This is a genomic window from Streptomyces sp. NPDC107498 (assembly GCF_055582805.1).
This window is the reverse complement of the sequence record NZ_JBVJPE010000005.1, coordinates 213,638-239,963: the sequence shown is the minus strand read 5'-3', so window position 1 is coordinate 239,963 and position 26,326 is coordinate 213,638. Positions and strand designations below refer to the sequence as shown.

General features: G+C 72.6%; 29 protein-coding genes and 4 tRNA genes. 23 read left to right on the top strand and 10 right to left on the bottom strand.

Annotated features, from left to right (window positions below; all coding sequences use genetic code 11):
* Positions 1-159 precede the first annotated feature (159 nt).
* Positions 160-1,350: a sensor histidine kinase gene (locus ACZ66Z_RS11595; protein WP_469933753.1), complete on the bottom strand. Its 1,191-nt coding sequence runs from the start codon at positions 1,348-1,350 to the stop codon at positions 160-162.
* A gap of 303 nt (positions 1,351-1,653) precedes the next feature.
* Between ACZ66Z_RS11595 and ACZ66Z_RS11590 the strand changes: the two genes are divergently transcribed.
* The 13 genes from ACZ66Z_RS11590 to ACZ66Z_RS11530 all read left to right on the top strand — a co-directional run bounded on the left by ACZ66Z_RS11590 (position 1,654) and on the right by ACZ66Z_RS11530 (position 13,516).
* The gene (locus ACZ66Z_RS11590) at positions 1,654-2,055 is read left to right on the top strand and encodes an NADH-quinone oxidoreductase subunit A (RefSeq protein WP_469933752.1); all 402 of its coding nucleotides are present in this window, start codon (positions 1,654-1,656) and stop codon (positions 2,053-2,055) included.
* Entirely contained in the window at positions 2,046-2,621 is a 576-nt protein-coding gene (locus ACZ66Z_RS11585; RefSeq protein WP_469933751.1) for an NADH-quinone oxidoreductase subunit B, read from the top strand. The genes ACZ66Z_RS11590 and ACZ66Z_RS11585 overlap by 10 nt, the downstream gene beginning before the upstream one ends.
* Positions 2,618-4,084, top strand: coding sequence for an NADH-quinone oxidoreductase subunit C (locus ACZ66Z_RS11580; RefSeq protein WP_469933750.1), 1,467 nt, complete (start codon positions 2,618-2,620; stop codon positions 4,082-4,084). Before ACZ66Z_RS11585 ends, ACZ66Z_RS11580 begins: the two co-directional genes overlap by 4 nt.
* Positions 4,081-5,049, top strand: coding sequence for a complex I subunit 1/NuoH family protein (locus ACZ66Z_RS11575; protein ID WP_469933749.1), 969 nt, complete (start codon positions 4,081-4,083; stop codon positions 5,047-5,049). The genes ACZ66Z_RS11580 and ACZ66Z_RS11575 overlap by 4 nt, the downstream gene beginning before the upstream one ends.
* A complete protein-coding gene (locus ACZ66Z_RS11570; RefSeq protein ID WP_469933748.1) occupies positions 5,049-5,594 on the top strand; it encodes a NuoI/complex I 23 kDa subunit family protein in 546 nt (181 codons plus the stop codon). Before ACZ66Z_RS11575 ends, ACZ66Z_RS11570 begins: the two co-directional genes overlap by 1 nt.
* The gene (locus ACZ66Z_RS11565; protein WP_469933747.1) at positions 5,591-6,160 is read left to right on the top strand and encodes an NADH-quinone oxidoreductase subunit J family protein; all 570 of its coding nucleotides are present in this window, start codon (positions 5,591-5,593) and stop codon (positions 6,158-6,160) included. The genes ACZ66Z_RS11570 and ACZ66Z_RS11565 overlap by 4 nt, the downstream gene beginning before the upstream one ends.
* Entirely contained in the window at positions 6,160-6,501 is a 342-nt protein-coding gene (gene nuoK, locus ACZ66Z_RS11560; protein WP_469933746.1) for an NADH-quinone oxidoreductase subunit NuoK, read from the top strand. The genes ACZ66Z_RS11565 and nuoK overlap by 1 nt, the downstream gene beginning before the upstream one ends.
* Positions 6,498-8,477 carry an NADH-quinone oxidoreductase subunit 5 family protein gene (locus ACZ66Z_RS11555; protein WP_469933745.1) on the top strand — a complete coding sequence of 660 codons (1,980 nt, stop codon included), beginning with the start codon at positions 6,498-6,500 and terminating at the stop codon, positions 8,475-8,477. The genes nuoK and ACZ66Z_RS11555 overlap by 4 nt, the downstream gene beginning before the upstream one ends.
* Positions 8,478-8,504: 27 nt before the next feature.
* Positions 8,505-10,058: a complex I subunit 4 family protein gene (locus ACZ66Z_RS11550; RefSeq protein ID WP_469933940.1), complete on the top strand. Its 1,554-nt coding sequence runs from the start codon at positions 8,505-8,507 to the stop codon at positions 10,056-10,058.
* A gap of 5 nt (positions 10,059-10,063) precedes the next feature.
* Positions 10,064-11,617, top strand: coding sequence for an NADH-quinone oxidoreductase subunit N (locus ACZ66Z_RS11545; RefSeq protein WP_469933939.1), 1,554 nt, complete (start codon positions 10,064-10,066; stop codon positions 11,615-11,617).
* A 35-nt stretch (positions 11,618-11,652) separates the two neighbouring features.
* Positions 11,653-12,102: a large conductance mechanosensitive channel protein MscL gene (gene mscL / locus ACZ66Z_RS11540; protein ID WP_469933744.1), complete on the top strand. Its 450-nt coding sequence runs from the start codon at positions 11,653-11,655 to the stop codon at positions 12,100-12,102.
* A gap of 155 nt (positions 12,103-12,257) precedes the next feature.
* Entirely contained in the window at positions 12,258-13,121 is an 864-nt protein-coding gene (gene htpX / locus ACZ66Z_RS11535; RefSeq protein WP_469933743.1) for a zinc metalloprotease HtpX, read from the top strand.
* Positions 13,118-13,516: a YccF domain-containing protein gene (locus ACZ66Z_RS11530; RefSeq protein ID WP_469933742.1), complete on the top strand. Its 399-nt coding sequence runs from the start codon at positions 13,118-13,120 to the stop codon at positions 13,514-13,516. Before htpX ends, ACZ66Z_RS11530 begins: the two co-directional genes overlap by 4 nt.
* Before the next feature lie 443 nt (positions 13,517-13,959).
* Here ACZ66Z_RS11530 and ACZ66Z_RS11525 read toward each other — a convergent pair whose 3' ends face one another.
* From ACZ66Z_RS11525 to ACZ66Z_RS11510, 4 genes are all read right to left on the bottom strand, one after another.
* Positions 13,960-15,198: an APC family permease gene (locus ACZ66Z_RS11525; protein ID WP_469933741.1), complete on the bottom strand. Its 1,239-nt coding sequence runs from the start codon at positions 15,196-15,198 to the stop codon at positions 13,960-13,962.
* A 10-nt stretch (positions 15,199-15,208) separates the two neighbouring features.
* Positions 15,209-15,838, bottom strand: a complete 630-nt coding sequence (locus tag ACZ66Z_RS11520; protein WP_469933740.1) for an alpha-ketoglutarate-dependent dioxygenase AlkB family protein — start codon at positions 15,836-15,838, stop codon at positions 15,209-15,211.
* Positions 15,835-16,332, bottom strand: a complete 498-nt coding sequence (locus ACZ66Z_RS11515; RefSeq protein ID WP_469933739.1) for a methylated-DNA--[protein]-cysteine S-methyltransferase — start codon at positions 16,330-16,332, stop codon at positions 15,835-15,837. Before ACZ66Z_RS11515 ends, ACZ66Z_RS11520 begins: the two co-directional genes overlap by 4 nt.
* A 106-nt stretch (positions 16,333-16,438) precedes the next feature.
* Positions 16,439-16,930 (bottom strand): YajQ family cyclic di-GMP-binding protein, encoded by a 492-nt coding sequence (locus ACZ66Z_RS11510; protein WP_030687924.1) that lies wholly within the window; start codon positions 16,928-16,930, stop codon positions 16,439-16,441.
* A gap of 173 nt (positions 16,931-17,103) precedes the next feature.
* On the opposite strand from ACZ66Z_RS11510, the gene ACZ66Z_RS11505 reads away from it, so the two are divergent.
* A tRNA-Tyr gene (locus ACZ66Z_RS11505) sits at positions 17,104-17,185 on the top strand.
* Between the two features lie 86 nt (positions 17,186-17,271).
* Here ACZ66Z_RS11505 and ACZ66Z_RS11500 read toward each other — a convergent pair.
* A complete protein-coding gene (locus ACZ66Z_RS11500) occupies positions 17,272-17,928 on the bottom strand; it encodes an NAD(P)H-binding protein (protein ID WP_469933738.1) in 657 nt (218 codons plus the stop codon).
* 2 nt (positions 17,929-17,930) lie between these two features.
* Complete coding sequence (locus ACZ66Z_RS11495) at positions 17,931-19,211, bottom strand: amidohydrolase family protein (protein WP_469933737.1); 1,281 nt, start codon at positions 19,209-19,211, stop codon at positions 17,931-17,933.
* A 206-nt stretch (positions 19,212-19,417) separates the two neighbouring features.
* Here ACZ66Z_RS11495 and ACZ66Z_RS11490 point away from each other — a divergent pair.
* The 6 genes from ACZ66Z_RS11490 (at position 19,418) to ACZ66Z_RS11465 (ending at position 21,948) form a co-directional block, all read left to right on the top strand.
* A tRNA-Thr gene (locus ACZ66Z_RS11490) sits at positions 19,418-19,490 on the top strand.
* Between the two features lie 44 nt (positions 19,491-19,534).
* Positions 19,535-19,607: transfer RNA gene (locus tag ACZ66Z_RS11485), tRNA-Met, on the top strand.
* Positions 19,608-19,695: 88 nt separating this feature from the next.
* Positions 19,696-19,860 (top strand): 50S ribosomal protein L33, encoded by a 165-nt coding sequence (rpmG, locus tag ACZ66Z_RS11480; protein WP_003956487.1) that lies wholly within the window; start codon positions 19,696-19,698, stop codon positions 19,858-19,860.
* Between the two features lie 82 nt (positions 19,861-19,942).
* Entirely contained in the window at positions 19,943-20,395 is a 453-nt protein-coding gene (locus ACZ66Z_RS11475) for a MaoC family dehydratase N-terminal domain-containing protein (RefSeq protein WP_030687915.1), read from the top strand.
* 2 nt (positions 20,396-20,397) lie between these two features.
* A complete protein-coding gene (locus ACZ66Z_RS11470; protein ID WP_469933736.1) occupies positions 20,398-20,826 on the top strand; it encodes a MaoC family dehydratase in 429 nt (142 codons plus the stop codon).
* A 66-nt stretch (positions 20,827-20,892) separates the two neighbouring features.
* On the top strand, positions 20,893-21,948 hold the full coding sequence (locus ACZ66Z_RS11465) for a UDP-N-acetylmuramate dehydrogenase (protein ID WP_469933735.1): 1,056 nt from the start codon (positions 20,893-20,895) through the stop codon (positions 21,946-21,948).
* Here ACZ66Z_RS11465 and ACZ66Z_RS11460 read toward each other — a convergent pair.
* Complete coding sequence (locus ACZ66Z_RS11460; RefSeq protein WP_469933734.1) at positions 21,945-22,577, bottom strand: NAD(P)-dependent oxidoreductase; 633 nt, start codon at positions 22,575-22,577, stop codon at positions 21,945-21,947. The two genes, ACZ66Z_RS11465 and ACZ66Z_RS11460, sit on opposite strands and share 4 nt — an antisense overlap.
* An 86-nt stretch (positions 22,578-22,663) precedes the next feature.
* Here ACZ66Z_RS11460 and ACZ66Z_RS11455 point away from each other — a divergent pair, with 86 nt between their 5' ends.
* Entirely contained in the window at positions 22,664-23,260 is a 597-nt protein-coding gene (locus ACZ66Z_RS11455; protein WP_469933733.1) for a TetR/AcrR family transcriptional regulator, read from the top strand.
* Here ACZ66Z_RS11455 and ACZ66Z_RS11450 read toward each other — a convergent pair.
* Together ACZ66Z_RS11450 and ACZ66Z_RS11445 are read right to left on the bottom strand one after the other, a co-directional pair.
* On the bottom strand, positions 23,253-24,272 hold the full coding sequence (locus tag ACZ66Z_RS11450) for an adenosine deaminase (RefSeq protein WP_469933732.1): 1,020 nt from the start codon (positions 24,270-24,272) through the stop codon (positions 23,253-23,255). The genes ACZ66Z_RS11455 and ACZ66Z_RS11450 overlap by 8 nt on opposite strands.
* 118 nt (positions 24,273-24,390) lie before the next feature.
* The gene (locus tag ACZ66Z_RS11445; RefSeq protein WP_469933731.1) at positions 24,391-25,617 is read right to left on the bottom strand and encodes a pyridoxal phosphate-dependent aminotransferase; all 1,227 of its coding nucleotides are present in this window, start codon (positions 25,615-25,617) and stop codon (positions 24,391-24,393) included.
* 205 nt (positions 25,618-25,822) lie between these two features.
* Here ACZ66Z_RS11445 and ACZ66Z_RS11440 point away from each other — a divergent pair.
* Together ACZ66Z_RS11440 and secE are read left to right on the top strand one after the other, a co-directional pair.
* Positions 25,823-25,895, top strand: a tRNA-Trp gene (locus ACZ66Z_RS11440).
* 103 nt (positions 25,896-25,998) lie between these two features.
* Positions 25,999-26,286, top strand: a complete 288-nt coding sequence (gene secE / locus ACZ66Z_RS11435) for a preprotein translocase subunit SecE (protein WP_329854469.1) — start codon at positions 25,999-26,001, stop codon at positions 26,284-26,286.
* Positions 26,287-26,326 lie beyond the last annotated feature (40 nt).

Sequence of the window (26,326 nt, the reverse complement as noted above, 5' to 3'; positions counted from 1 at the left end):
CTCTGCTCGGAGGCTCTGCTCGGAGGCCCTGCTCGGAGGCCCTGCTCGAAAGCTCTGCTCGGAGGGGCGGGCGGTACGTGTTCCAGGGTTCCGCCCCGCGCCCAGCCGGACCATGAGGCGGGTGGGCGTCCGGGAGCGGGGGTTTTCCCCACCTCCGCGTCACGCCGCCCGTCGGGAACGCCACGGCAACTCCGCCGTGACCGTCGTCGGCCCGCCCTCGGGGGAGTCGAGGACGAGCACCCCGTCGACCGCGCCGAGCCGCTCCGCGAGCCCGGCGAGCCCCGTACCGCCGTCGAAGCGCGCCCCGCCGGCCCCGTCGTCGCGCACCTGGAGCAGCAGCCGGTTCCCGGCCCGCCAGACCTCCACGGAGGCGGACCGGGCGCGCGCGTGCTTGGAGACGTTCTGGAGGAGCTCGGACACGGTGAAGTACGCGATGCCCTCGATCGCCTCGGCCGGCCGCTCGGCCAGGTCCACGTTCACCTTCACCGGCACCGTGCAGCGCGCCGAGACGGAGGAGAGGGCGGCGCCCAGCCCCCGGTCGGTGAGGACGGCGGGGTGGATGCCCCGGGCGAGGTCCCGCAGCTCCTGGAGGGCGAGCTTCACCTCGCCGTGCGCCTCGTCGACCATCGCCGCGGCGGCCTCCGGGTCGTCGAGCAGCTTCTCCTTGGCGAGGCCGAGGCCCATCGCGAGCGCCACGAGTCGGGCCTGCGCGCCGTCGTGCAGGTCGCGCTCGATGCGCCGCAGGTCGGCGGCGGCGGTGTCGACGACCACGCCCCGGTCCGACTCCAGCTCGGCGATCCGCCCCTCCAGCTCGTCGGAGGGCGAGAGCAGCCCCCGGACCATGCCCCGGTCTCCGTGGGCCAGGCCACGGGCCAGGAAGGGCAGGACGGGCCAGAGGACGACGAGGGAGACCAGCGCGACGGTGAACGTCAGGATCCCCCAGGGCAGCCGGATCAGCCCGTACAGCTGGGTCCGCCAGGCCACCGGGTCCTTCAGCGAGGTCCACAGCCAGCCGAAGAAGCCGCGGTGCCGCGGCAGCGGGGAGGGCTCGGCGACCTCCACCCCGAGCAGCGAGCGGGCCCGCGCCCGCTCCGACCGGCCGACGAGGCGGGCGCCGCCGAGGCCGAGGGCGAGCAGCGGCAGCCCGATCACGGTGACGGCGAGGCCCGCGCCGACCGAGACGGTCACGACCGCGTAGACGAAACCGGCCAGGGACGTGAAGAGGTTGGAGAGGAGGAAGGCGATCTCCTTCCAGGTCTCCTTCCCGTAGGCGAGCCGCAGCGGCGGACGGGGGGCCTCGGCGGCCCCGGAGGGTCGGGAGGGCCCGGCGGGATCAAGATCGGCGCTCATGGTCCCCAGACTGCCGGTCGGGGACGGCGCGGCGCCATGGGGGAGGTGGGTGAGCGGGAGGGGGGATATCCCCATCGACGGAGGCATCGGGAAAACGCTTCGGGAAGCGCTTCGACCAGGCCACTCGTGCGGCACCGGCGAAGCCGCTCGCGCGGCACCCGCGAAGCTACCGGCGGGACACTTGCGCGGCTGCCTGCGGGGCAGCCGCGAAGGCACCCGCGCCTGCTTACGGTCCCTTTAGCAGGGCCTAGACTCGCGTGCGTACAGAAGTGACTCACGAGACACCGAGACCGAGGGGCGGACGTGCGGGAACCGACCGTTGTCGCGGCCGACGCGGCGGACTACTTCCAGACGTACTCCGTCGTCGGCGTGCTCGCCGTCGTCGGCGTGCTCTTCGTCGCCGTGGCCTTCTCGGCCAACAGGCTGCTCAGGCCCGTCGTGCCGACGCCCGAGAAGCTCCTCACCTACGAGTGCGGTGTCGACCCCGTGGGGGAGGGCTGGGCCCACACCCAGGTCCGCTACTACGTGTACGCCTTCCTCTACGTCGTCTTCGCCGTCGACTCGATCTTCCTCTTCCCCTGGGCGACGGTCTTCGCCGCGCCCGGCTACGGCGCCACGACCCTGGTCGAGATGTTCGTCTTCCTCGGCTTCCTGGCCGTGGGGCTGCTCTACGCGTACAAGAAGGGCGTCCTGGCATGGACGTAACACCCGAACCCGTGTCCCTGCCCGCTCCGAAGCTGGGGCCGCTCGCCCGCCTGGCCCCCGAGCCGATGAAGGTGGTCCTGAACTGGGGCCGTCGCTACAGCCTGTGGGTCTTCAACTTCGGCCTCGCCTGCTGCGCGATCGAGTTCATCGCCGCGTCCATGGCCCGGCACGACTTCATCCGGCTCGGCGTGATCCCCTTCGCGCCGGGCCCGCGCCAGGCCGATCTGATGATCGTCTCGGGCACGGTGACGGACAAGATGGCGCCGGCGGTGAAGCGTCTGTACGAGCAGATGCCGGAGCCGAAGTACGTCATCTCCTTCGGCGCCTGCTCGAACTGCGGCGGCCCGTACTGGGACTCGTACTCCGTCACCAAGGGCGTCGACCAGATCATCCCGGTGGACGTCTACGTGCCCGGCTGCCCGCCGCGCCCCGAGGCGCTGCTCCAGGGCATCCTCAAGCTCCAGGAGAAGATCGCCCGGGAGAGCCTGGCCGAGCGGTACGCGACCGCCCCCACGGTCTCCCAGCTGACGAGCCCCCTGGTGCCCCCGCCGGGAGGCACGGCATGAGCGCGTACGACTCCCTCCCCTCCTCCGTGACGGAGCTCTTCGGCGAGGAGGCGACGGCGGAGCAGGCGTACGACCTGCTGACGGTCGACGTCCCGCCGTCGGCCTGGCTCACGGCCCTGGAGACCGCCAGGGACACCCTCGGCTGCACGTACTTCGACTGGCTGAGCGCCGTGGACGAGCCGGGCACGGGCTTCCGCGTCTGCGCGCACGTCGTGGCGCTCGGCGCCGGTCGCCCGCGCCGCCTGCTGCTGCGCACGACGGTCCCGCACGAGGCGCCCGTCCTCCCGACGGCGATCGGGGTGTACGCGGGCGCGGGCTGGCACGAGCGCGAGACGCACGAGATGTTCGGCGTGGCCTTCGAGGGCCACCCGCACCTCGTCCCCCTCCTGCTCCCCGAGAACTTCGAGGGCCACCCGCTCCGCAAGGACTTCGTCCTGGCTGCCCGGGTCGCCAAGGCGTGGCCGGGCGCGAAGGAGCCGGGCGAGTCGCACGACGGCGGCGGTCTCAAGCGCCGCCAGATGCTTCCGCCGGGCGTCCCGGACCCCAACGAGTGGGGCCCCCTGAAGGGCCAGCTCCCCCCGGCCCCCGCCCGCCCGGCCCGCGCGGCGGCGGGCGACCGCCCGGTCCGCCGTGCCCGCACGGCCACGGAGGGCTCGGCCAGCCAGGCGGAGCCGGCTGCTCCGGTACGCCGCGCCCGCTCGGCATCGGAAGGCTCGGCGAGCCAGGCGGAGCCCGGTGCTCCGGGGCGCCGGGCCCGCTCGGCTGCCGAAGGCTCCGCGAGCCAGGCGGCTGCGGCCGCGGCGCAGGACGCGACGCCCGGTGCGCCGGAGGCCCCGGCGGCCCGCCCGCCGCGCCGGTCCCGCTCCGCGTCCGACGGCTCGGTGAGCCAGGCGACCCCGGAGCCGAGCGCGACCCCGGAGCCGAGCGCGGCCACGGGAGAACCGGACTCCACGGCCCGCCCGCCGCGCCGCTCCCGTTCGGCCGCGGACGGTTCGGCGAGCCGACAGGCCCCGGAGACCGACGGCCGGGCGGCCCCGGACACGGCCGGCCCCGCGCCCCGCGGGGCGGCCGCCACTCCGCGTACCCGCAGCTCGGACGCCCCGTGGCACCACGCCCGCCCGGCCTTCGACGACGAGACGCCGCCCCCGGCCACGCCCTCCCCGACGGAAACCCCGGCCCCCGAGCCGGAGGCCCCGACCCCGACGGACACACGGGCTCCCGGGCCCGAGGCCCCGGCGACCACCCCGCCCCCCGAGCCGGAAGCGCCCGAGCCGGAAGCGCCCCAGCCGGAAGCCTCCGAGCCGAAGGCCCCCCAGCCGGAAGCCCCGGATCCGGCGGGCTCCCCGGTGCCCGAGACCGGGGTCGCCCCCGCCGGTGACGGCGAGGACCGCACCCACGAGCCGCCCGCCGGGCGGGACCGTGCCGACAACCCCCACGACCCCGCCGGAGGCGATCCCGCGTGAACGACGTACTCGACGTCGCCCTCCGGCTGCTCGTCGTCTTCGGGTGCTTCCTCGTGCTGCCGCTCGTCGTCGGGCAGGCCGAGCACAAGGTCATGGCCCACATGCAGGGCCGGGTCGGCCCCATGTACGCGGGCGGCTTCCACGGCTGGGCCCAGCTCGTCGCCGACGGCGTGAAGTTCGCGCAGAAGGAGGACGTGGTCCCGGAGAACGCGGACCGGCGGATCTTCCAGCTCGCGCCGGCCGTCGCCCTCCTCCCGTACCTCCTCGTCCTCCTCGCGATCCCGATCGGCCCGAGCGAGGGCGCGGTCGGCCAGGTCGTCGACGCGGGCGTCTTCTTCGTGCTCGCCGTCATGGGCGTCGGCGTCCTCGGCAGCCTCATGGCCGGCTGGGCCTCCGCGAACAAGTTCTCGCTGCTCGGCGGCCTCCGCACGGCCGCCCAGCTCCTCGCGTACGAGCTGCCGATGCTCCTCGCCGCCGCCTCCGTCGCGATGGCCGCCGGCACCGTCTCCCTCCCCGGCGTCCTGAACGCCTTCGAGTGGTGGTGGGTGCCCTGGCAGATCGTCGGCGCGCTCGTGTTCTTCGTCGCCGGTCTCGCCGAGCTCCAGCGGCCCCCGTTCGACATGCCCGTCGCCGACTCGGAGATCATCTTCGGCGCGTACACCGAGTACACCGGCCTCCGCTTCGCGCTCTTCCTGCTCGCCGAGTACGCGGGCATCGTCGTCCTCTGCGGCCTCACCACCGTCCTCTTCCTCGGCGGCTGGCACGGCCCCTTCGGCGGTGACGGCCTCGGCTGGGTCTGGACCCTCCTCAAGACGGCCGTGCTCGCGTTCGTCGTGATCTGGCTGCGGGTGTCCTACCCCCGGCTCCGCGAGGACCAGCTGCAGAAGCTGGCCTGGACGACGCTCGTCCCGCTCGCCCTGGCGCAGATCGCGCTCACCGGCATCGTGAAGGTGGCGATCCAGTAATGCCCGTCCCCGGCTCCGGCCTCGCCAAGGGGCTCGCCGTCACGCTCCGCACGATGACGCGCAAGAACGTCACCGCGCAGTACCCGGACGTGCAGCCCGAGCTGCCGCCCCGCACCCGCGGGGTCATCGGCCTGTTCGAGGAGAACTGCACGGTCTGCATGCTCTGCGCCCGTGAGTGCCCCGACTGGTGCATCTACATCGACTCCCACAAGGAGACGGTGCCGCCCGCCGCCCCCGGCGGCCGCGAGCGCAGCCGGAACGTCCTCGACCGCTTCGCCATCGACTTCTCGCTCTGCATGTACTGCGGCATCTGCATCGAGGTCTGCCCCTTCGACGCGCTGTTCTGGTCGCCCGAGTTCGAGTACGCGGAGACCGACATCCACGAGCTCACCCACGAGCGCGACAAGCTCCGCGAGTGGATGTGGACGGTTCCCGAGCCGCCCGCGCTCGACCCGTGCGCGGAGGAGCCGAAGGAGATCGCCGCGGCGCGCAAGGCGGCGGAGAAGGCGGCCGCCCAGGCGGCGGCCACGGAGGACCAGCAGTGACCCCCACGACAGCAGCAGCCGCCACGGCGGCCGAGGCCCACGGCTTCCTCTCGCCCACCGGCGTCGAGATCGCCTTCGTCCTCGTCGGCCTCGCCACCCTCGGCGCCGCCCTCGTCACCGTCACCACCCGCCAGCTGGTGCACGCCGCCCTCTGGCTGGTCGTGGCGCTCGGCGGACTGGCCGTCGAGTACCTGCTCCTGACCGCCGAGTTCATCGCCTGGGTCCAGGTCCTGATCTACGTCGGCTCCGTCGTCGTCCTCCTCCTCTTCGGTCTCATGCTCACCAAAGCCCCCATCGGCCGCTCCCCGGACGCCGACTCCGGCAACCGGCCGGTCGCGCTCGCCGTCGCCCTGGTCGCCGCGGCCGCCCTCGTCTGGGTCGTCGTCGACGCCTTCCGCACGACCTGGATCGATCTCGACGGACCCGCCCAGGGCTCCACGGACGTGACCGGCCAGATCCTCTTCCGGCACTGGGTGCTGCCCTTCGAGGCGCTGTCGGTGCTGCTCCTCGCCGCCCTCGTCGGCGCGATCGTCCTCTCCCGCAAGAAGAAGGAGGACGAGCGCTGATGCACCTCGCCTACCCGGCCGTCCTCGCCGCCCTCCTCTTCGCCGTCGGCCTCTACGGCGTCCTCGCCCGCCGCAACGCGATCCTGGTCCTGATGTCCGTCGAGCTCATGCTCAACGCCGTCAACCTCAACCTGGTCGCCTTCGACGTCTGGCTCCGTGACACCCTCCACGCCGGCCAGGCGCTCACCCTCTTCACCATCGCCGTCGCCGCCGCGGAGATCGGCATCGGTCTCGCCATCGTCCTGATGGTCCACCGCAACCGCGGCACCTCGGACGTCGACCGTCTGCGCGACACCGAGGAACAGCCGTCCGCCGAGGAGAAGGCCGAGGCCGCCGCGTGACCACGACCACCCTCGCCGTCCTCGTCCCCCTCCTCCCCTTCCTCGGCTCCGCCGCCGGACTCCTGCTCGGCGGCACCGCGCCCGGCCTCGTCCGCCCGCTGGCCGTGCTGCCGACGCTCGCCGCCGCCGTCCTGGCCGTCCTGGTGGCCGCCCGCCAGGGCGGGGGCCAGGCGATCGACGCGGCCACCCAGCTCACGCCAACGGGCTCCGTCCCCATCGACCTGAGCCTTCACATCGACGGCTTCGCCGCCCTCGTCGCCGTCCTCGTCGGCGTGATCGCCACCTGCGTGCAGGTCTACTCGACCGGCTACCTCCGCGACGACCCGCGCTACCCCTCGTACGCCGCGCTCGTCTCCCTCTTCACCTCCGCGATGCTGCTCGTCGTCTACTCAGGCGACCTGATGGTGCTCCTGGTCGGCTGGGAGATCATGGGCATCTGCTCGTACTTCCTCGTCGGCCACTACTGGGAGACCCCCGAGGCCCGGTCCGCCTCCCTGAAGGCCTTCCTCGTCACCAAGCTCGGTGACGTCCCCTTCCTCATCGGTCTCTTCGCGCTCGCCGCCGACGCGGGCACGTTCCGGATCACGGGCGTCCTCGGCGCCGTCGCGAGCGGCGGCCTCGACCACCCCACCCTGATCGCGCTGCTGTTGCTCGCCGGTGTCGCGGGCAAGTCCGCGCAGTTCCCGCTCCACACCTGGCTCCCGGACGCCATGGCCGGCCCCACCCCCGTCTCCGCGCTCATCCACGCGGCGACGATGGTCGCCGCCGGCATCTACTTCACGGCCCGTCTCCTCCCGGTCTTCGCCGCCTCCGCCGCCGCGATGACCGTCCTCGCCGTGATGGCCGCGATCACCATGGTCGGCTCGGCGCTCGCCGCGCTCGCCCAGGACGACATCAAGCGGGTCCTCGCCTACTCGACGATCGGACAGCTCGGCTACATGGCCGGGGCCCTCGCCGTCGGCGACCGCGGGGCCGCCGTCTTCCACCTCCTCTCGCACGCCGCGTTCAAGGCGCTGCTGTTCCTCGCCGCCGGCGCGGTCATCCACGCCGCCGGCACCAACTCGCTCACCGCCATGTCCCGCATGGGCGGCCTCGCCAAGCGGATCCCCGACGCGTACTGGACGATGACCGTCGCCCTCCTCGCGCTCGCCGCGATCCCGCCCTTCGCCGGCTTCTTCTCCAAGGAAGCCGTCCTCGTGGCCGCCGAGCACACCGCCCTCGGCGAGCGGGACGTCGCCCCCGCCGGGGCCGGCTGGACCGTCCTCGTCGCGGGCCTGCTGACCGCCCTGCTCACCGCCGCCTACGCGCTCCGCCTCTGGCTGCGGACCTTCCGCGGCCGAGGCCCCGAGGCCCCCGACCACGGCCGCCAGCCGATCGCGATGACGAGCGTCCTGTGGGTCCTCGCGATCCCCTCCCTGGGCTTCGGCCTGACCGCCGCGTACCTCGACGACTGGTTCGACGGGAACGCCCTCACCCCGACCCTGACCACGGCGGTCCTCGGCACCGGCCTCGCCGCCGCCGGAGCCGTGATCACCTACGCGGTCTGGCGCACCCTCGCGGCCCGGACCACCGTCCCGGTCCCCGTGCCGCACGTCGCCCACCCCGACGCCGAGGCCGGTCAGGTCGAGGCCGAGGCGCTGCACCTGCCGCAGCCCGCCGAGGACCCGGCCGACCCCGGCCGCACCCTCCTGGGGCCGCTGCACGCGTCCGCCGCCGACGGCTTCCACCTGGACGCCGTCTACCGGACCGCCTTCGTCCGCCCCGTACTCGCCGCCGCCTCCCTGGTCCGCTTCCTGGACCGCGAGGTCGTCGACACCTACGTACGAGCCGCGGGGAACGGTGCGAAGGGCCTCGGATGGCTCGTCCGCCGCGCCCAGACCGGCAACGTGCAGACCTACCTGAGCGCCCTGCTCGCCGGCTCCGTCGTCCTGGCGATCGTCGCCGTCGCCCTCGCCAACGCCGTCGCCGGAGCGTGAGCCGTGATCGATATCAGCGAATCCGTGATGCAGTTCCTCCTCGCGTCGATCGTCGTCGGCCCGCTGGCCGGCGCCGCCGCCGCCCTCCTGCCCGCCCCGCCCGGGCTGAAGGGGAAGTCACCCGACCAGGCCGTGCTCCGCCACGGCGTCACCGTCACCGGCGTCGTCCTGCTGGCCGCGCTCGTCCTCGCGCTCGGCTTCGACCACGACCACCCGTCGAAGATGCAGGCCACGACGGACATCAGCTGGATCAGGGCACTCGACGTGCGCATCCACCTCGGTGTCGACGGCATTTCCCTCCCCCTCCTGGTCCTGACCGCGCTGCTGACCTTCCTCTGCGCGCTGTACGGCTACTTCAAGATGCCCGCCGGGCCTTCCCCCAAGGCCTTCGTCGCGCTCCTGCTCGTCCTGGAGTCCGGCACCCTCGCCACCTTCGCCGTCCTCGACCTCGTCCTGTTCTTCCTGGCCTTCGAGATGGTCCTCGTCCCGATGTACTTCCTCATCGCCCGCTGGGGCGGTGAGGGCAGGCAGGCCGCCGCCTGGAAGTTCATCCTCTACACGCTGCTCGGCTCCGTCGTCATGCTGCTCGGCCTGCTCCTCATCGGCGTGAAGGCGGGCACGTTCGACATGGTGGCACTCGCCGCTGACAACGGCCGCGGACTGACCACGTCGGTGCAGGTCATCGCCGTCCTCGCGATCGGTCTCGGGCTCGCCGTCAAGACCCCGATGTGGCCGCTGCACAGCTGGCTCCCGGACGCCCACACCGCCGCCCCGACCGTCGGCTCCGTCCTCCTCGCCGGCGTCCTGCTCAAGATGGGCACGTACGGCTTCGTCCGGATCGTCCTGCCGATCGCCCCCGACGGCATGCGGACCTTCGCCCCGTACCTCGCCGCCTTCGCCGTCGCCGGGATCATCTACGGATCGCTCGCCTGCCTCGCCCTCGCGCAGCCCGGCGGCAAGGGCGACCTCAAGCGCCTCATCGCGTACTCCTCCGTCGGCCACATGGGCTTCGTGCTCCTCGGCATCGCCACCATGACCCCCACCGGCGTCAACGGCGCGCTCTTCGCCAACATCGCCCACGGCCTCATCACCGGCCTGCTCTTCTTCCTGGTCGGCGCCGTCAAGGACCGGTGCGGCACCGCCGACCTCGACACCCTCGCCGGAGCCACCGGCGCCGCCCTCTACGGCCGCGCCCCCCGCCTCGGCGCCCTCCTCGCCTTCGCCGCCGTCGCCTCCCTCGGACTGCCCGGCCTCGCCGGCTTCTGGGGCGAGATGCTCGCCCTCTTCGGCGCCTTCGACCCGGCCGCCGGGCTCAGCCGCCCCGCCTTCCTCACCTTCATGGCGATCGGCGCCTTCGGCACCCTCCTCACCGCCGCCTACCTCCTCGTCGTCGTCCGCCGCGTCTGCATGGGCGGCCCGCGACCCGCCGGGGAGACGGCCATCGCCGACGTCCAGGGGTACGAGTTCGCCGCCTGGACCCCGCTCGCCGCCCTCACCGTCCTCGCCGGACTCTGGCCCGCCGTCCTCCTCGGCCTCACCGACCCGGCCGTCCAGAAGCTCCTCGCGGGAGGCACCCAGTGACCCCAGTGACGCCGTCCGCCGGCGAGTCGCTCGTCCAGTCCGTCGACTGGCTCACGATCGCGCCGCCGACCCTCACCGCCGTGGTCGCGCTCGTCGTCCTCGTCGCCGACCTCTTCGTCCCCGAGGAGCGCAAGCAGCTCCTCGGCTGGACCGCGATCGGCGGCCTCACCGCCGCCCTCGCCCTCCTCCTGCCGCTGCGGTCCGGCGACCGCGAGACCTTCTGCCTCACCGTCGCCGACCGGACCGAGGCGTGCAGCTACACCGCCGACCGCTTCACCCTCGTCATCCAGCTGCTCGTCCTCGCCGGCGCGCTGCTCACCGCGCTCCTCTCCCTGGACGCGACCCGCGAGAGGCTCCCGGCCGGCGAGTACTGGTTCCTGCTGCTCTCCTCCGCCGCCGGCGCCGCCCTGCTGCCCGCCTCCCGCGACCTCGCCACCCTCGTCGTCGCCCTCGAGGTCGCCTCGCTGCCCGCGTTCGCGCTCGTCGGCCTCAAGCGCGGCGACCGCATGTCCGGCGAGGCCGCCCTCAAGTTCTTCCTCTCCTCCGTCACCGCGACCGCCGTCACCCTGCTCGGCGTCAGCTTCGTGTACGCGGCGACCGGCACCCTCCACCTCACGGAGGTCGCCCAGCGCCTCGACGACGTCCCCGGACAGCTCCAGACCCTCGCCGGGGCCGGCGTCGCCCTCACCCTCGTCGGCTTCGCCTTCAAGACGGCCGCCGTCCCCTTCCACTTCTGGGTGCCCGACACCTACGTCGGCGCCCCGCTGCCCGTCGCCGCCTACCTCTCCGTCGTCGGCAAGGCCGTCGGCTTCACCGGCCTGATCCTGGTGACCGTCGTCGCCTTCCCGTCGTACGCGGACGTGTGGGGCCCGGCGCTCGCCGTCCTCGCCGCGCTCACCATGACCGCCGGCAACGTCGCCGCCCTCCGCCAGGTCTCCACGCGCGCGCGGAGCGCGGTACGGCTCCTCGCCTGGTCCTCCGTCGCCCAGGCCGGCTACCTCCTGGTGCCGATCGCGGCCGCCGCGTACTCCGGTGACGACCAGATCGGCGCCACCGTCGCGTACGCCCTGATGTACGCCGTCGTGAACCTCGGGGCCTTCGCCGTCGTCGCGCTCGTCGCCCGCACCCGCCCCCGGAACCGGATCGCCGACCACCGGGGCCTGTACGCCGCCCGCCCCGCGGCGGCCCTCGCACTCGGGTTCTTCCTCCTGAATCTGGCCGGTTTGCCCCCGGGTATCATCGGCCTCTTCGCCAAGGTGACCGTCTTCTCGGCGGCTGTCGACGCGGGCCTCGGGTGGCTGGCCGTGGTCATGGGCGTCAACGTCGTGATCGCGCTCTACTACTACCTGCGCTGGACGGCCCTGCTCTTCCGCGCGCCGGAGGGAGGGCCGGAAGGAGCGCCGGAGGGCGCAGCGGAAGGAGCGCCGGAGGGCGCGTCCGTCACGCGCGGGGCCCCCGCGCCGGTCACCCTGGCGATCGTGCTGACCGCCGTCGCCGGAGCCGTACTGTCGGGCTACCCGCAGTTCGCCCTCCGCTTCGCCACGGGCGGCCTTTTCTGACCCTCCCACCAGGAAGAACCGAGGAGCAACACCCCGTGCTGAACGGATTCAAGGACTTCATACTCCGCGGGAACGTCGTCTCGATGGCCATCGGCCTGGCCGTAGGCTCCGCGTTCACGGCCGTCGTCACCGGCTTCAGCAAGGCGTTCATCACCCCGCTCATCGGACTGGCGACCGGCTCGGTCGGCGACTTCAGCGAGGCGAAGTTCACCCTCGGCAAGACCGACTTCCCCTATGGCCTGGCGATCGCCGCCGCCATAGCGTTCGTGATCACCGCCGCGGTCCTCTACTTCCTCATCGTCGTGCCCATGACGAAGATCCAGGCGAGGTTCGCCAAGGAGGAGGCGAAGGACCCCAAGGCGGAGAAGCGCGACTGCCCCCGCTGCTTCACCGAGATCCCGGCCATCGCCTCCCGCTGCGCCCACTGCACCAGCGAGGTCGAGCCCGTCGCCCTCGGCCTGGAGAAGATCCCCGCCGCCCGGTAGGGCCCGTCGTCACCCGTACGGCCCACACGGCGCCCCGTGCGCGCCGGGGAACCCGAACCTTCCGCCTGGCGTTGACCAGTACGGAAGGGTCCACTGGACGAGTGGACCACCACGAGGAAAAGGGTTCCCCTGCGGCACCACCTGGAGGGCGTACCGTGCACCGCCGGCACAACGGGCTGAGGACCGCCGTCCTCCTCGGAGGGCTCTCGGCCCTCATCATCGTCATCGGCAGCTTCTTCGGGCGTACGGGGCTGATCGTCGCGTTGCTCGTGGCGCTCGGCACCAACGCGTACGCGTACTGGAACAGCGACAAGCTGGCGCTGCGGGCCATGCGGGCCCGCCCGGTGAGCGAGTTCGAGGCCCCCGCCCTCTACCGGATGGTGCGCGAGCTCTCCACGCAGGCGCGCCAGCCCATGCCCCGGCTCTACATCTCGCCGACCCAGGCGCCCAACGCCTTCGCGACCGGCCGCAACCCGCGCAACGCCGCCGTCTGCTGCACCGAGGGCATCCTCGCGATCCTCGACGAGCGCGAGCTGCGCGGGGTCCTCGGACACGAGTTGAGCCACGTCTACAACCGGGACATCCTCATCTCCTCGGTCGCCGGAGCGCTCGCCTCCGTGATCATGTTCCTGGTCAACTTCGCCTGGCTGATCCCCGTCGGCCGCTCCGACGACGACGACGGCCCCGGCATCCTCGGCTACCTGCTGGTGCTCGTCCTCGGCCCGATCGCCGCCTCGGTCATCCAGCTCGCCATCTCCCGCTCCCGGGAGTACGAGGCCGATGCCTCCGGCGCCCAGCTCACCGGGGACCCGCTCGCGCTCGCCGACGCCCTGCGGAAGCTGGAGGCCGGCACCAAGCAGCTGCCGCTGCCGCCCGAGCCGAAGATCGAGACCGCGAGCCACATGATGATCGCGAACCCGTTCCGGCCCGGACAGGGGCTCTCCAAGATGTTCTCCACCCATCCACCGATGGCCGAGCGCATCGCCCGGCTCGAACAGATGGCAGGTCGACGCCCGTGAAGACGATCCTCAACGTCATATGGCTGGTCCTGTGCGGCTTCTGGATGTTCCTGGGCTACATCGCCGCGGGCGTCCTGCTCTGCATCACGATCATCGGCATCCCCTTCGGACTCGCCGCGTTCCGCATCGGCCTCTACGCGCTCTGGCCCTTCGGCCACACGGTCGTCGACCGGCGCGACGCGGGCGCGCCGTCCGTCGTCGGCAACGTGCTGTGGCTGATCCTCGCGGGGTGGTGGCTCGCGCTCGGCCACATCACCACCGGGATCGTGCTGTGCCTCACGATCATCGGCATCCCGCTGGGCGTCGCGAACTTCAAGCTGATCCCGGTGTCGCTGCTGCCGCTGGGCAAGGAGATCGTCCCGACGGACCAGCCGTACGGCTACGCAAGCCACTGACACGCCGCGCGCCGCGCCCGGCGGGGCGGTGCCCCGGCCCACCCCCCCCGTGTGGGCAATCGTCCCGCTGGGGCGAAGGGGGTCCCCCCTGCTCGAGCGGAGCCGAGAGCTTGGGGGAGGGTGGGCACACGGGACGGCGCCCCTGGCGGCGCCTCCGCCTTCCGCGCCTTGACCCGCACCCGCGTGCGCCGTACCTGCCGGTGCGGGTCAGGGCGCGGGAGCCTCGGGCGCCGGCAAGGGGCGCCGTTCCGTTGTGCCCACCCGTTCCGCCCCAGCGGAACAGTTGCCCACAACGGGGGTGGCGGAGGTAGGGGTGGGCACCGCCCAGCGGGACGATTGCCCACAACGGGGGTGGGCACCGCCCCGGCGGAACTATTGCCCACCACAGGGCCCGGCGGGCGCAGCCCCGGTGGAACCCGGCCGCTCGCGGCGGAGGGCGCGGCTCACGCGCGGGGTGGTGCCGTCCGGCCCCGGCTCATCGCCCACGTCACCATCCCCGCCGCCATCACTCCCGAGCCCGCCAGGACGGAGTCGAGGGGGAGGGCGAGGGCGAGGGCGGCGCAGCCGGTGAGGCCGAGGGCGGCCAGGAGGCGGGCGCGGCCGCCGAGGGTCCAGGCGGAGGCGTTCGCGATCCCGTAGTAGACGAGGACGCCGAACGACGAGAAGCCGATCGCGCCCCGTACGTCCACCGTCGCCGCCACCACGGCCACCACCGCGCCCACCGCGAGCTCCGCCCGGTGCGGGACGCGGAAGCGGGGGTGCACGGCCGCGAGCGCCGTCGGCAGGTACGCGTCCCGGGCCATCGCCAGGGTCGTACGGGACACCCCGAGGATCAGGGAGAGCAGCGAGCCCAGCGCGGCGACCGTCGCGCCCGCCGTGACCAGCGGCACCAGCCGACCGGCGTCCGCCGCGCGGGCCGCGTCGGTCAGGGGCGCGGGGGAGGCGGCGAGGGCGGCGGGGCCGAGGACGGTGAGCACGCTCACCGTGACGAGCCCGTAGACGGCGAGCACGATGCCGAGGGCGAGCGGCACCGCCCGGGGGATGGTGCGGGCCGGATCGCGGACCTCCTCGCCGAGCGTGGCGATCCGCGCGTACCCCGCGAATGCGAAGAAGAGCAAACCCGCGGCCTGGGTCACGCCGCTGGTGGTGGACGGCCCGCCGAGCGCCGCGAGCCCCTCCCCGCCGGATCCGAAGGACACCGCGACCACGCAGGCGAGCACCGCCAGGACGAACGCCACGATCACCCGCGTGAGGAGCGCCGACTTCTGAACTCCCCTGTAGTTGACGGCGGTCAGGGCCACGACGGCGGCGACGGCCACCGCGTGCGCCTGCTCCGGCCACGCGTACGCCCCGACCGTGAGCGCCATGGCCGCGCACGAGGCCGTCTTGCCGACGACGAACGCCCAGCCGGCCAGGTGTCCCCAGAACGAACCGAGACGTTCGCGACCGTACACGTACGTGCCGCCGGAGGCCGGGTGGCGGGCGGCGAGCCGCGCCGAGGCCATGGCGTTGCAGTAGGCGACGACGGCGGCGAGCCCGAGCGCCCGGAGCAGCCCGGCCCCGGAACCGGCCGCGTCCGCGGCGGGTCCGAGCGCGACGAAGATCCCCGCTCCGACCATCGAGCCGAGCCCGATCACGACCGCGTCGAGGAGGCCCAGGGAGCGGCGCAGTTCCGGTGTCATGCCCCGCACGTTAGACGCTGGGTCCGGTCTCCCTGAGCGTGATGTTCAGCCGCCCCGCCAGGCCCAGTGCCGGCTCGGCCGTCCCCGGGAAGACCTTGGGGACCCCGTGGTGGACCCAGCGCGAAGCCCCGCCGAAGACGAAGAGGTCCCCGGAGGCCAGGTCGACGTCCCGGTACGGCCGGCCGCGGTTCTCCTCGTTCCCGAAGCGGAACACGCACCGGTCCCCGAGGCTCAGCGACACCACCGGCGCGGAGGAGCGCTCCTCCCGGTCCTGGTGCATGCCCATCCGCGCGCCCGGCGCGTAGAAGTTCACGAGCGCGGTGTCGGGGGTGAAGCCGCCGTGCTCGCCGTACGCCTCCACGAGCGCCTCCCGGCCCAGCGCGACCAGCCAGTCCGGCAGTTCGGTGCCGACGGCGTCGAGGTAGCGGTACGGCACCCACTGCCGGCCCAGGCACAGCGACCGCACCGACATCACGCCGCCGCCGGGCAGCACGGTGTGCCGGTACGGGACGGGCCCGCGCCCCCACTCCCGGCAGGCGTCCACCAGCTCCCGCTGTCGTGCGAACGGCAGCCACGCGGGCACGTGCACCGCCCCGGGCGCCACCGTGACCCGCTCGCGGGGGAAGAGCCCCTCGCTCACACGAGGGCGCCTTCGAGCCCGAGGAGCCGTTCTTTCCGGTCGAGCCCGGCGGCGTACCCGCGCAGGCTTCCGTCGGCGCCGATCACCCGGTGGCAGGGCCGCACGACGAGCAGCGGATTGCGGCCGATCGCGGTGCCCACGGCCCGTACCCCGGCGCCGGGCGAACCGACCCGCCGGGCGATCTCCCCGTACGAGACGGTCGTCCCGTACGGGATCTCCTCCAGGGTCCGCCAGACGCGCCGCTGGAACGCGGTCCCGGCGTCGTCGGCGAACGGCAGGTCGAACCGGTCCCGGCGGCCCGCGAAGTACTCGTCCAGCTGCCCGGCGACCTCGGCGAACGCCTCGGGCGCGGGCGTCCAGCCGTCCTCCACCGCGACGGCGCCCTTCTGCCCCGGCAGGGACAGCGAGCGCAGCACGGCTCGGCCCCCTCCGGCGAGCTGCCCGACGAGCAGCATCTCGCCCAGGGGGCCGTCGACGTACGCGTACACGGTCATGACTGGTTCCTCTCCCCGCACGGGTCTTCCGGAGACCCAGTGTGCGGGGGCCGCCCGGCTCGCAACCGGCGGTATTCGGACACGACCTTCGCGACGGTCCGCCGCGTCAGCGGTAGTTCACGAACTGGATCGCGAAGTCGAAGTCCTTGCCCTTGAGCAGTGCCTGCACGGCCTGCAGGTCGTCCCGGCTCTTCGAGCTGACCCGCAGCTCGTCGCCCTGCACCTGCGCCTTGACGCCCTTGGGGCCCTCGTCGCGGATGGCCTTCGCGACCTTCTTGGCGTTCTCCTGGGAGATGCCCTCCTGGACGGAGGCGAAGAGCTTGTACTCCTTGCCGGACAGCTGCGGCTCGCCCTCGACGTCCAGCGACTTGAGCGAGATCCCGCGCTTGATCAGCTTGGACTGGAAGATGTCGAGGATCGCCATGACGCGCTCCTCGCCGTTCGCCTGCATCAGGATCTTCTCGCCCGACCAGGAGATCGAGGCGTTGGTTCCCTTGAAGTCGTAGCGCTGGGAGATCTCCTTCACGGCCTGGTTGAGGGCGTTGTCGACCTCCTGCCGCTCGACCTTGGAGACGATGTCGAAACTGGAGTCGGCCATGACTCGTGGCTCCTTGCTCGGATGCTGTGGGGTACGCCCCAAAGCCTAGGGGGTGAGCCGCCGGCCGAACCGCTGATCAACCGGGTGGCGAAGCACCCCCGGGGATCAGGTATTGTTTACGTCGTTGCCGGGGAACACCGCAGAAAAGCGGCCGACCGAGGCAGCGAACCCATGGCGATGTGCCCGAGTGGCCAATGGGAGCGGACTGTAAATCCGTCGGCTTAGCCTACCCAGGTTCGAATCCTGGCGTCGCCACGTGAAGAAGGTCCCCGGTGCTTGCACCGGGGACCTTCACTCGTTTCACGGCGAGGTCGCGGACGGGACCGTGGACGGGCCGCGGGTCAGTTGCCGGCCACGTCCTTCACCGCGACGGAGAGCGGGACCGAACCGGCGATCAGTTCCAGGGTCAGCCCGGCGGTCGCCGGGGTGTCGAGGAGCTCGGCGAGGACCGCGGCCACGTCGTCCCGGGGGACCGGTCCGCGGCCCGTGCGCGCCTCCAGGCGGACCATGCCCGTGCCCGCGTCGTCCGTCAGGGAGCCGGGGCGCAGGACCGTCCACTCCAGGGCCGTGCGGGAGCGGATGTCGTCGTCGGCCGCGCCCTTGGCGCGGAGGTAGGCGTCGAAGATCCCGTCGCCCGGGTGGGAGGCGTCCGCGCCCATCGAGGAGACGACGAGGTAGCGGCGCACGCCCGCGCGTTCCGCCGCGTCCGCGAACAGCACCGCCGCCGCCCGGTCCACCGTGTCCTTGCGGTCGGCGCCGCTGCCCGGGCCCGCGCCCGCCGCGAAGACGGCCGCGTCGGCGCCCTGCAGCACGGCGGCGACCATCTCGACCGACGCCGACTCCAGGTCCAGGACGACGGGCTCGGCGCCCGCCTCCCGCAGGTCGGCGCCCTGTTCCGGTGTGCGGATGATCCCCGCGACCTCGTGCCCGGCGTGCGAGAGCAGCCTCTCCAGGCGCAGGGCGATCTGTCCGTGTCCTCCAGCGATGACGATGCGCATACTCACGACCGTACGTCGGGTCCGGCCGGAGGGCCCCCCGGCTCGGGCGGCCGCTCCGGGCGTGTCTGACGCGGCAGGTCCAGGGCCGCCGCCGAGTCGCAGTACTCCCGCACCGCGCTCGTCCGGGCCACCACCCGTCCCCGGTGCACCACGATCCGGCTGTACGCGAGGGACAGCACGCCCGCCAGGTGCTCGCCGCGCACCGCGAGCAGCTCCGCCGGGAAGCCGGCCTCCACCCGCACCTCCGGCAGGCCCATCGCCGCCCGCGCCTCCGCGCTCACCGTCCCGTACGCCTCCTGGGGCGGCAGTCCGCCGAGCGAGGCCAGCAGGTAGGCCGCCTCCAGCGGGTCCCCGCGCCCCACCGGGTTGGCCACGTCCCGCAGCGCCCCGCCGCCCGCCGCGACCCGCACCCCGGCCGCCCGCAGCAGCCGCACCGGCGCCGCCCCGCGCAGCTCCGTGCCCCCGCAGCCGCCCTGGGGCAGGCAGACCACCGTCACCCCGGCCTCCGCCAGCCGGTCCGCCGCCCGGCCCGCCGCGTCGGAGGGGAGCCGGGCGAGCCCGGCGCACGGCCCGATCGTGACCCCGGGCCGCAGTCCGCCGGCCATCGCCGCGAGCCGGGCGAGCCGGGCCGGGTCGCCCCCGTCGGTGTGCAGGTCGACCGGGACGCCGTGCTCGGCCGCGACGGCGAGGACGGCCTCCACGTACCCGGCCGGGTCCGGATCGAGGTCGGGGCAGCCGCCGACCACCCCGGCGCCCATCTTCACCGCGTCCCGCAGCATCGCGAGCCCGTCCGCTCCCGCGACGCCCGTCAGCAGCCGGGGCACGGCGACGGCCGTCAGGTCGGCGAGGCCGCGCAGCGAACGCCGGGCCTGCAGCACCGCTTCGAGCGGGCCGAGCCCGTGGACGTCACCGGTGCGCACGTGCGCGCGGACCGCCGTCGCGCCGTGGCCGAGCTGGAGCAGCGCGGCCTCGGTGGCCCGCCGCCGCACCTCCTCTGGGGCGTACGAGACGGGGCCGGGGGTGTCGGCGGAGAGCGCGGTGTCGGCGTGGGCGTGGGGTTCGGCGGAGGCGGGCAGCAGGAGGTAGCCGCCGAGGTCGACGCGGGCGCCCGCGGCGGTGAGGCTGCCCGCGGTGCCGACGGCCTCGATGCGCCCGCCGACGAGCCGCACGTCCACGATCCGTCCGTCGGCGAGCCGCGCGTGGGAGAGCAGGAGCGAAGCCGAGTCGGCGGTGGTGGCGGCCCCGTCCTCGGGCGGCTGGGGCTGCTTGCTGTCGGCTGACATCGGGCTCCTCAAGGCTCCTCAAGATCAAGATCACGCAGCGTGGGGCCGAGCCTAGGGGGGCTCGGAGCGACCTTCGAGGAGGAGCGGAATAGTCGTACCGATGAGGCCACGAGTGGCGTACGGGACGCCTGGTGGGGGCCGCCGGGAGGCCCCGGGGAAACGGATTTGGGTGATGGGCCGGAGACCGTGTAATGTCTTCCTCGCTCGCCCCAATAGCTCAGTCGGTAGAGCGTCTCCATGGTAAGGAGAAGGTCTACGGTTCGATTCCGTATTGGGGCTCTGGTGAGAGGGATCCCGTCTTCGGACGGGGTCCGGATCATCAAAGCGGTGTAGCTCAGTCGGTAGAGCAAGCGGCTCATAATCGCTGTGTCACCGGTTCAAGTCCGGTCACCGCTACAGACAGTAGCCGATTGTGGGGTCGGTCCTTCGATCGGCTACTCTTCTATGCGTTCATCCGTCCATCCGTCCGTCAAGGAGCACTCACGTGGCTGCCACCGACGTCCGCCCGAAGATCACGCTGGCCTGCGTGGAGTGCAAGGAGCGGAACTACATCACCAAGAAGAACCGGCGTAACAACCCGGACCGTCTTGAGATGAAGAAGCACTGCCCTCGCTGCAACTCGCACACCGCGCACCGCGAGACGCGCTAATCAGGCTCGTACACGAGGCCGTCCCCACTCGGGGGCGGCCTCGTGTCGTTTGTCGGCAACAAATCCAGGAGGTATCGAGTCCATGGCGCTCGACCAGTCCTTCGTGGGCCGGACCTATCCGCCCACCGCGCCCTACGAGGTCGGCCGCGAGAAGATCCGCGAGTTCGCCGAGGCGATCGGTGACGCCAATCCCGCGTACACCGACACCGAGGCGGCCAAGGCGCTCGGACATTCCGATGTGATCGCCCCGCCCACTTTCGTGTTCGCCATCACCTTCAAGGCGGCCGGCGCCGTCATCGAGGACCCGCAGCTGGGCCTCGACTACAGCCGCGTCGTCCACGGCGACCAGAAGTTCGCCTACACCCGGCCCGTGCGCGCCGGGGACCGGCTCTCGGTCACCTCCACCATCGAGGCGATCAAGTCCCTCGCCGGCAACGACATCCTGGACATCCGCGGCGAGGTCCACGACGCCTCCGGCGAGCACGTCGTCACCGCCTGGACCAAGCTCGTCTCCCGCGCACCCGAGGGGGCCTGACCATGACCGCGAAGATCGCCTACGACGAGGTCGAGGTCGGCACCGAGCTGCCGGCGCAGAGCTTCCCCGTGACCCGCGCCACGCTCGTGCGGTACGCCGGCGCCTCCGGGGACTTCAACCCGATCCACTGGAACGAGAAGTTCGCGGTCGAGGTCGGCCTCCCGGACGTCATCGCCCACGGCATGTTCACCATGGCCGAGGCGATCCGCGTCGTCACCGACTGGGCCGGCGACCCCGCCGCCGTCGTCGAGTACGGCGTCCGCTTCACCAAGCCGGTCGTCGTCCCCAACGACGAGGCCGGTGCCCTGGTCGAGGTCTCCGCCAAGGTCGCCGCCAAGCTGGACGACCGGCAGGTACGGGTCGACGTCACGGCCGTGAGCGCCGGGCAGAAGGTGCTGGGCATGAGCCGGGCCGTCGTGCGACTGGCCTGACCCCGTGAGGTCCATGACCTGTTGCGAGCGCAATGGGTCATGGACCTTTCTCGTACTCTTGAGCCCGTGCAGCTCCTCAACGACGCCCCCCTCGCGCCCCTGACGACCTTCCGGCTCGGCGGTCCCGCCACCCGGCTCGTCACCGCCACCACCGACGACGAGGTCGTCGCCGCGATCCGCGAGGCCGAGGTCACCGGGACCCCGCTGCTGATCATCGGCGGCGGATCCAACCTGGTCATCGGGGACAAGGGCTTCGAGGGCACCGCGCTGCGCATCGCCACCACCGGCTTCGCCCTCGACGGGACCCGTCTGGAGGTCGCCGCCGGCGAGGTCTGGACCGACGTCGTCGCCCGGACCGTCGAGGCCGGGCTCGCCGGGATCGAGTGCCTGGCCGGCATCCCCGGCTCGGCCGGCGCGACCCCCGTCCAGAACGTCGGCGCGTACGGACAGGACGTCTCCGCCACGATCACCGAGGTCGTGGCGTACGACAGGGACGACCACCGGGTCGTCACGCTGACGAACGAGCAGTGCGACTTCTCGTACCGGCACAGCCTCTTCAAGAGGTTGCCGGACACCTACGTCGTGCTGCGCGTCCGCTTCGCGCTGGAGGACGCCGGCGGCCTGTCCGCCCCGATCGCCTACGAGCAGACCGCCCGCGCCCTCGGCGTCGAGATGGGCGACCGGGTGCCGCTCGCCCATGCCCGCGAGACCGTCCTGAAGCTGCGCGCGAGCAAGGGCATGGTCCTGGACCCCGAGGACCACGACACCTGGTCCGCCGGATCCTTCTTCACCAACCCGATCCTCACGAACGAGGAGTTCGACGCCTTCCGGGACCGCGTGGCCGAGCGACTCGGCCCCGGGGCCCAGGCGCCGGCGTTCCCCGTGGGCACCTCCTCCACCAAGACCTCGGCGGCCTGGCTGATCGACAAGGCGGGCTTCACCAAGGGGTACGGCTCCGGGCCCGCCCGGATCTCCACCAAGCACACCCTCGCCCTCACCAACCGCGGCGGGGCGACCACCGAGGACCTCCTCGCCCTCGCCCGCGAGGTCGTCGCCGGGGTGCGCGAGGCCTTCGGGATCACCCTCGTCAACGAGCCGGTGACGGTCGGGGTCGAGCTCTAGTACGCGACGCCGACGCCCTGCCCGACCGTCGCGGGGTCGTCGATCATCGCCAGCATCGCGTGCGCCACGTCCGCGCGGGCCAGGGAGCGGCCCCGGGGCGGGGTGCCGCCGACGACCTTGCGGTACCGCCCGGTGCCCTGCTTGTTCGTCAGCTTGGGCGGGCGGACGGACGTCCAGTCGGTGCCGCTCGCGGCGAGGTCGGACTCCATGACCCGCAGGTCGGCGTAGACGTCCTTCAGGACGTTGTTGACGACGGCCAGCATCGCCTTGTCGACGAGGGCCTGGCCGTCCGGGACCGGGCCCAGCGGGGCCGCGCTGACCACCAGGAGCCGGCGCGTCCTCTCGGCCTCCATCGCCGCGAGCACCGAGCGGGTCAGCCGGGCGGTCACGCCCGCGTCCGCCCGGGTGCGGGCCCCGAGGCCCGAGAGCACCGCGTCCCGGCCCGCGACCGCCCCGCGCAGGGCCTCGGGGTCGGACAGGTCGGCCCGCCGGACCGTCAGGCGGGGGCCCGTCGCCGTGAGCCGTGCGGGGTCCCGGACCACCGCCGTCACCTCGTGGCCCGAGGCCAGGGCCTGGCGGACGATCTCCCGGCCGATGCCGCCGGTCGCGCCGAAGACGGTGAGCTTCATGTCGCGCCTCCCAAAGTGGGTAAGTATTCACTCACCCCCAGGGTGAGTGGATACTCACTCGTACGTCAAGCGTGGCTGGAGGATGCATGGAACAGAGGCCGACCCGGACCCGGATCATCGACGCCGCCCGCGACCTCATGCGGACGGCGGGGCTCGCCCGCACCACCACCAAGGAGATCGCCAAGGCGGCCGGCTGCTCGGAAGCCGCGCTCTACAAGTACTTCAGCAGCAAGGAGGAACTCTTCCTCGCCGTCCTGAACGAGCGCCTGCCCCAGCTCGGCGGTCTCCTCGGCACGCTCGTCGCCGACCCCGGCGGCCGCACCGTGGAGGAGAACCTCGTCGAGGTCGCCCGGCAGGCCGCGCTCTTCTACGAGCAGACCTTCCCGGTCGTCGCCTCCCTCTACGCGGAGCCGCAGCTCAAGCGGCGCCACGAGGAGGTCATGCGCACCTACGGGACGGGCCCCCACAAGCCCATCGAAGGCCTCGCCGCCTATCTCCGCGCCGAGCAGCAGCACGGCCGCGTCGACGCCGACGCCGACCCGGTGGCCGCCGCCTCCCTGCTCCTCGGGGCCTGCGTGCAGCGCTCCTTCGCCTGGGAGATGAGCCCGGACCGCAGGCCGCCGGACTCCCTCGACGACTTCGCGCGCTCGCTCGCCCGCACCCTCCTGCGGGGGATCAGCTAGCGAGCCAGTCGTCGATCCCCGCGAGCAGCTTCGCCCGGACGTCCTCGGGCGCCGCCGAGCCCCGCACCGACTGCCGGGCCAGCTCCGCCAGTTCCGCGTCCGTGAACCCGTGGTGCCGGCGGGCGATCTCGTACTGCTCCGCGAGCCGCGCGCCGAAGAGCAGCGGGTCGTCCGCGCCGAGCGCCAGCGGCACCCCGGCCTCGAAGAGGGTCCGCAGCGGCACGTCCTCGTGCTTCTCGTACACCCCGAGCGCGACGTTCGACGCCGGGCAGACCTCGCAGGTCACGCCCTTCTCCGCGAGCCTCCGCAGCAGCCTCGGGTCCTCCGCCGCCCGCACCCCGTGGCCGACCCGGGCCGCCCGCAGGTCGTCCAGGCAGTCCCGTACGGAGGAGGGGCCCGTCAGCTCGCCGCCGTGCGGGGCCGCGAGGAGGCCGCCCTCCCGCGCGATCGCGAAGGCCCGGTCGAAGTCCCTGGCCATGCCCCGCCGCTCGTCGTTGGAGAGCCCGAAGCCGACCACGCCCCGGTCCGCGAACCGCACCGCGAGCCGGGCCAGGGTCCGCGCCTCCAGGGGGTGCTTCATCCGGTTCGCCGCGACGAGCACCCGCATCCCGAGCCCGGTCTCCCGGGAGGCCCCGTCGACCGCGTCCAGGATGACCTCCAGGGCCGGGATCAGACCGCCCAGGTGCGGGGCGTACGAGGTGGGGTCGACCTGGATCTCCAGCCAGCCGGAGCCGTCCCGCACGTCCTCCTGCGCCGCCTCGCGCACCAGACGGCGGATGTCCTCGGGCTCGCGCAGACAGGAGCGGGCGATGTCGTAGAGCCGCTGGAAGCGGAACCAGCCGCGCTCGTCGGTCGCCCGCAGTTTGGGAGGCGTGCCGCTGCTCAACGCCTCCGGAAGGCGCACGCCGTACTTGTCGGCCAGCTCGATGAGCGTCGTGGGCCGCATCGAACCGGTGAAGTGCAGGTGCAGATGGGCCTTGGGCAACAGGGTGAGATCGCGTACATGCTCCATCGGCCGATACTGCCGCACCCGAATGGACGAATACAGTCCGTTTCCCCGATCGGGACCTTGCTAGAACGCGAGAACGGGCCCCCGGTTCCGGAGAACCGGGGGCCCGCGCGCAAGAAGGTCAGTCCCTCGCCTCGGCGAGGAGCTTCTGGATCCGGGACACGCCCTCCACCAGGTCCTCGTCGCCCAGCGCGTACGACAGGCGCAGGTAGCCCGGGGTGCCGAAGGCCTCGCCCGGGACGACCGCGACCTCGGCCTCGTCCAGGATCAGGGCGGCCAGCTCGACCGAGCTCTGCGGGCGCTTGCCGCGGACCTCCTTGCCGAGCAGCCCCTTCACCGACGGGTACGCGTAGAACGCGCCCTCCGGCGTCGGGCAGTACACGCCCTCGATCTCGTTCAGCATCCGCACGATCGTCTGGCGGCGGCGGTCGAAGGCGGTGCGCATCTCGGCGACCGCGTCCAGGTCGCCGGAGACGGCGGCGAGCGCGGCCACCTGCGCGACGTTGCTCACGTTGGACGTGGCGTGCGACTGGAGGTTCGTCGCGGCCTTCACGACGTCCTTCGGGCCGACGATCCACCCCACGCGCCAGCCCGTCATCGCGTACGTCTTCGCCACGCCGTTCACCACGATGCACTTGTCGCGCAGCTCGGGCACGATCGCCGGCAGCGAGGTGAACTTCGCGTCGCCGTAGACCAGGTGCTCGTAGATCTCGTCCGTCAGGACCCACAGGCCGTGCTCGACGGCCCAGCGGCCGATCGCCTCGGCGTCCGCCTCGCTGTAGACCGCGCCGGTCGGGTTCGAGGGGGAGACGAAGAGGACGACCTTGGTCTTCTCCGTGCGCGCCGCCTCCAGCTGCTCCACCGAGACCCGGTAGCCGGTGGTCTCGTCGGCCACGACCTCCACCGGGACGCCGCCCGCCAGACGGATCGACTCGGGGTACGTCGTCCAGTACGGCGCCGGGACGATGACCTCGTCGCCCGGGTCGAGGATCGCGGCGAAGGCCTCGTAGATCGCCTGCTTGCCGCCGTTGGTCACCAGGACCTGGGAGGCGTCGACCTCGTAACCGGAGTCGCGCAGCGTCTTGGCGGCGATCGCGGCCTTCAGCTCGGGCAGACCGCCGGCCGGCGTGTAGCGGTGGTACTTGGGGTTCTTGCAGGCCTCGACGGCCGCCTCGACGATGTAGTCCGGGGTCGGGAAATCGGGCTCACCCGCGCCGAAACCGATCACCGGGCGACCGGCGGCCTTGAGGGCCTTGGCCTTGGCGTCGACGGCGAGGGTGGCGGACTCGGAGATCGCACCGATCCGGGCGGAGACCCGACGCTCGGTGGGAGGGGTAGCAGCGCTCATACGGGCCATCGTCCCAGACCGCGTCGAGGCCCGGCACACAGGTTTCACGGACCGGACAGGAACGGTCATTCCCGGTCGTACGCGCGTCCGTCGGCAGGTCGGCGGGCTTTCTGTTCGACGTAGGGGCCCATGACCACGTATGCTCACTGCTCGTTGGCCCGCAACGACCACGTCTCACGATGCGGTAGGTTGGGGGCACCGACAAAGGGTCGTAGCTCAATTGGTAGAGCACCGGTCTCCAAAACCGGCGGTTGGGGGTTCAAGTCCCTCCGGCCCTGCTACACACACCGCCAGGTGTTGTGCGCATGTACGTACTTCATTGCACCGCCGTGCGGCTCCACCCGGGCGCGGCACGGCCGACCCGGAATCAGGTGAGAGATCGTGACGGACGCCGTAGGCTCCATCGACATGCCTGATGCCGACGACGAGACCGCAGAGTCGAAGAAGAAGTCCCGCAAGGGCGGGAAGCGCGGAAAGAAGGGCCCCCTGGGCCGTCTCGCGCTCTTCTACCGCCAGATCATCGCCGAGCTCCGCAAGGTCGTCTGGCCCACGCGCAGCCAGCTGTCGACGTACACCACCGTGGTGATTGTCTTCGTCGTCATCATGATCGGCCTTGTCACCGTGATTGACTATGGCTTCCAGGAAGCAGTCAAGTACGTCTTCGGCTGACTTTTTGTTCCACCCATCTGTATCGCAGGAAGAAGCAGCC

Excerpts from the sequence above, each read along its gene's own strand:
- ACZ66Z_RS11550 (WP_469933940.1), top strand. The coding sequence starts at position 8,505 with ATGCAGTTCCTCCTCGCGTCGATCGTCGTCGGCCCGCTGGCCGGCGCC.
- ACZ66Z_RS11510 (WP_030687924.1), bottom strand. The coding sequence starts at position 16,930 with ATGGCCGACTCCAGTTTCGACATCGTCTCCAAGGTCGAGCGGCAGGAG.
- ACZ66Z_RS11455 (WP_469933733.1), top strand. The coding sequence starts at position 22,664 with ATGGAACAGAGGCCGACCCGGACCCGGATCATCGACGCCGCCCGCGAC.
- ACZ66Z_RS11495 (WP_469933737.1), bottom strand. The coding sequence starts at position 19,211 with ATGTCAGCCGACAGCAAGCAGCCCCAGCCGCCCGAGGACGGGGCCGCC.
- nuoK (WP_469933746.1), top strand. The coding sequence starts at position 6,160 with ATGCACCTCGCCTACCCGGCCGTCCTCGCCGCCCTCCTCTTCGCCGTC.
- ACZ66Z_RS11445 (WP_469933731.1), bottom strand. The coding sequence starts at position 25,617 with ATGAGCGCTGCTACCCCTCCCACCGAGCGTCGGGTCTCCGCCCGGATC.
- ACZ66Z_RS11500 (WP_469933738.1), bottom strand. The coding sequence starts at position 17,928 with ATGCGCATCGTCATCGCTGGAGGACACGGACAGATCGCCCTGCGCCTG.
- ACZ66Z_RS11525 (WP_469933741.1), bottom strand. The coding sequence starts at position 15,198 with ATGACACCGGAACTGCGCCGCTCCCTGGGCCTCCTCGACGCGGTCGTG.
- ACZ66Z_RS11595 (WP_469933753.1), bottom strand. The coding sequence starts at position 1,350 with ATGAGCGCCGATCTTGATCCCGCCGGGCCCTCCCGACCCTCCGGGGCC.
- ACZ66Z_RS11515 (WP_469933739.1), bottom strand. The coding sequence starts at position 16,332 with ATGACCGTGTACGCGTACGTCGACGGCCCCCTGGGCGAGATGCTGCTC.
- ACZ66Z_RS11585 (WP_469933751.1), top strand. The coding sequence starts at position 2,046 with ATGGACGTAACACCCGAACCCGTGTCCCTGCCCGCTCCGAAGCTGGGG.
- ACZ66Z_RS11580 (WP_469933750.1), top strand. The coding sequence starts at position 2,618 with ATGAGCGCGTACGACTCCCTCCCCTCCTCCGTGACGGAGCTCTTCGGC.
- ACZ66Z_RS11475 (WP_030687915.1), top strand. The coding sequence starts at position 19,943 with ATGGCGCTCGACCAGTCCTTCGTGGGCCGGACCTATCCGCCCACCGCG.
- ACZ66Z_RS11470 (WP_469933736.1), top strand. The coding sequence starts at position 20,398 with ATGACCGCGAAGATCGCCTACGACGAGGTCGAGGTCGGCACCGAGCTG.
- ACZ66Z_RS11460 (WP_469933734.1), bottom strand. The coding sequence starts at position 22,577 with ATGAAGCTCACCGTCTTCGGCGCGACCGGCGGCATCGGCCGGGAGATC.
- ACZ66Z_RS11450 (WP_469933732.1), bottom strand. The coding sequence starts at position 24,272 with ATGGAGCATGTACGCGATCTCACCCTGTTGCCCAAGGCCCATCTGCAC.
- ACZ66Z_RS11570 (WP_469933748.1), top strand. The coding sequence starts at position 5,049 with ATGCCCGTCCCCGGCTCCGGCCTCGCCAAGGGGCTCGCCGTCACGCTC.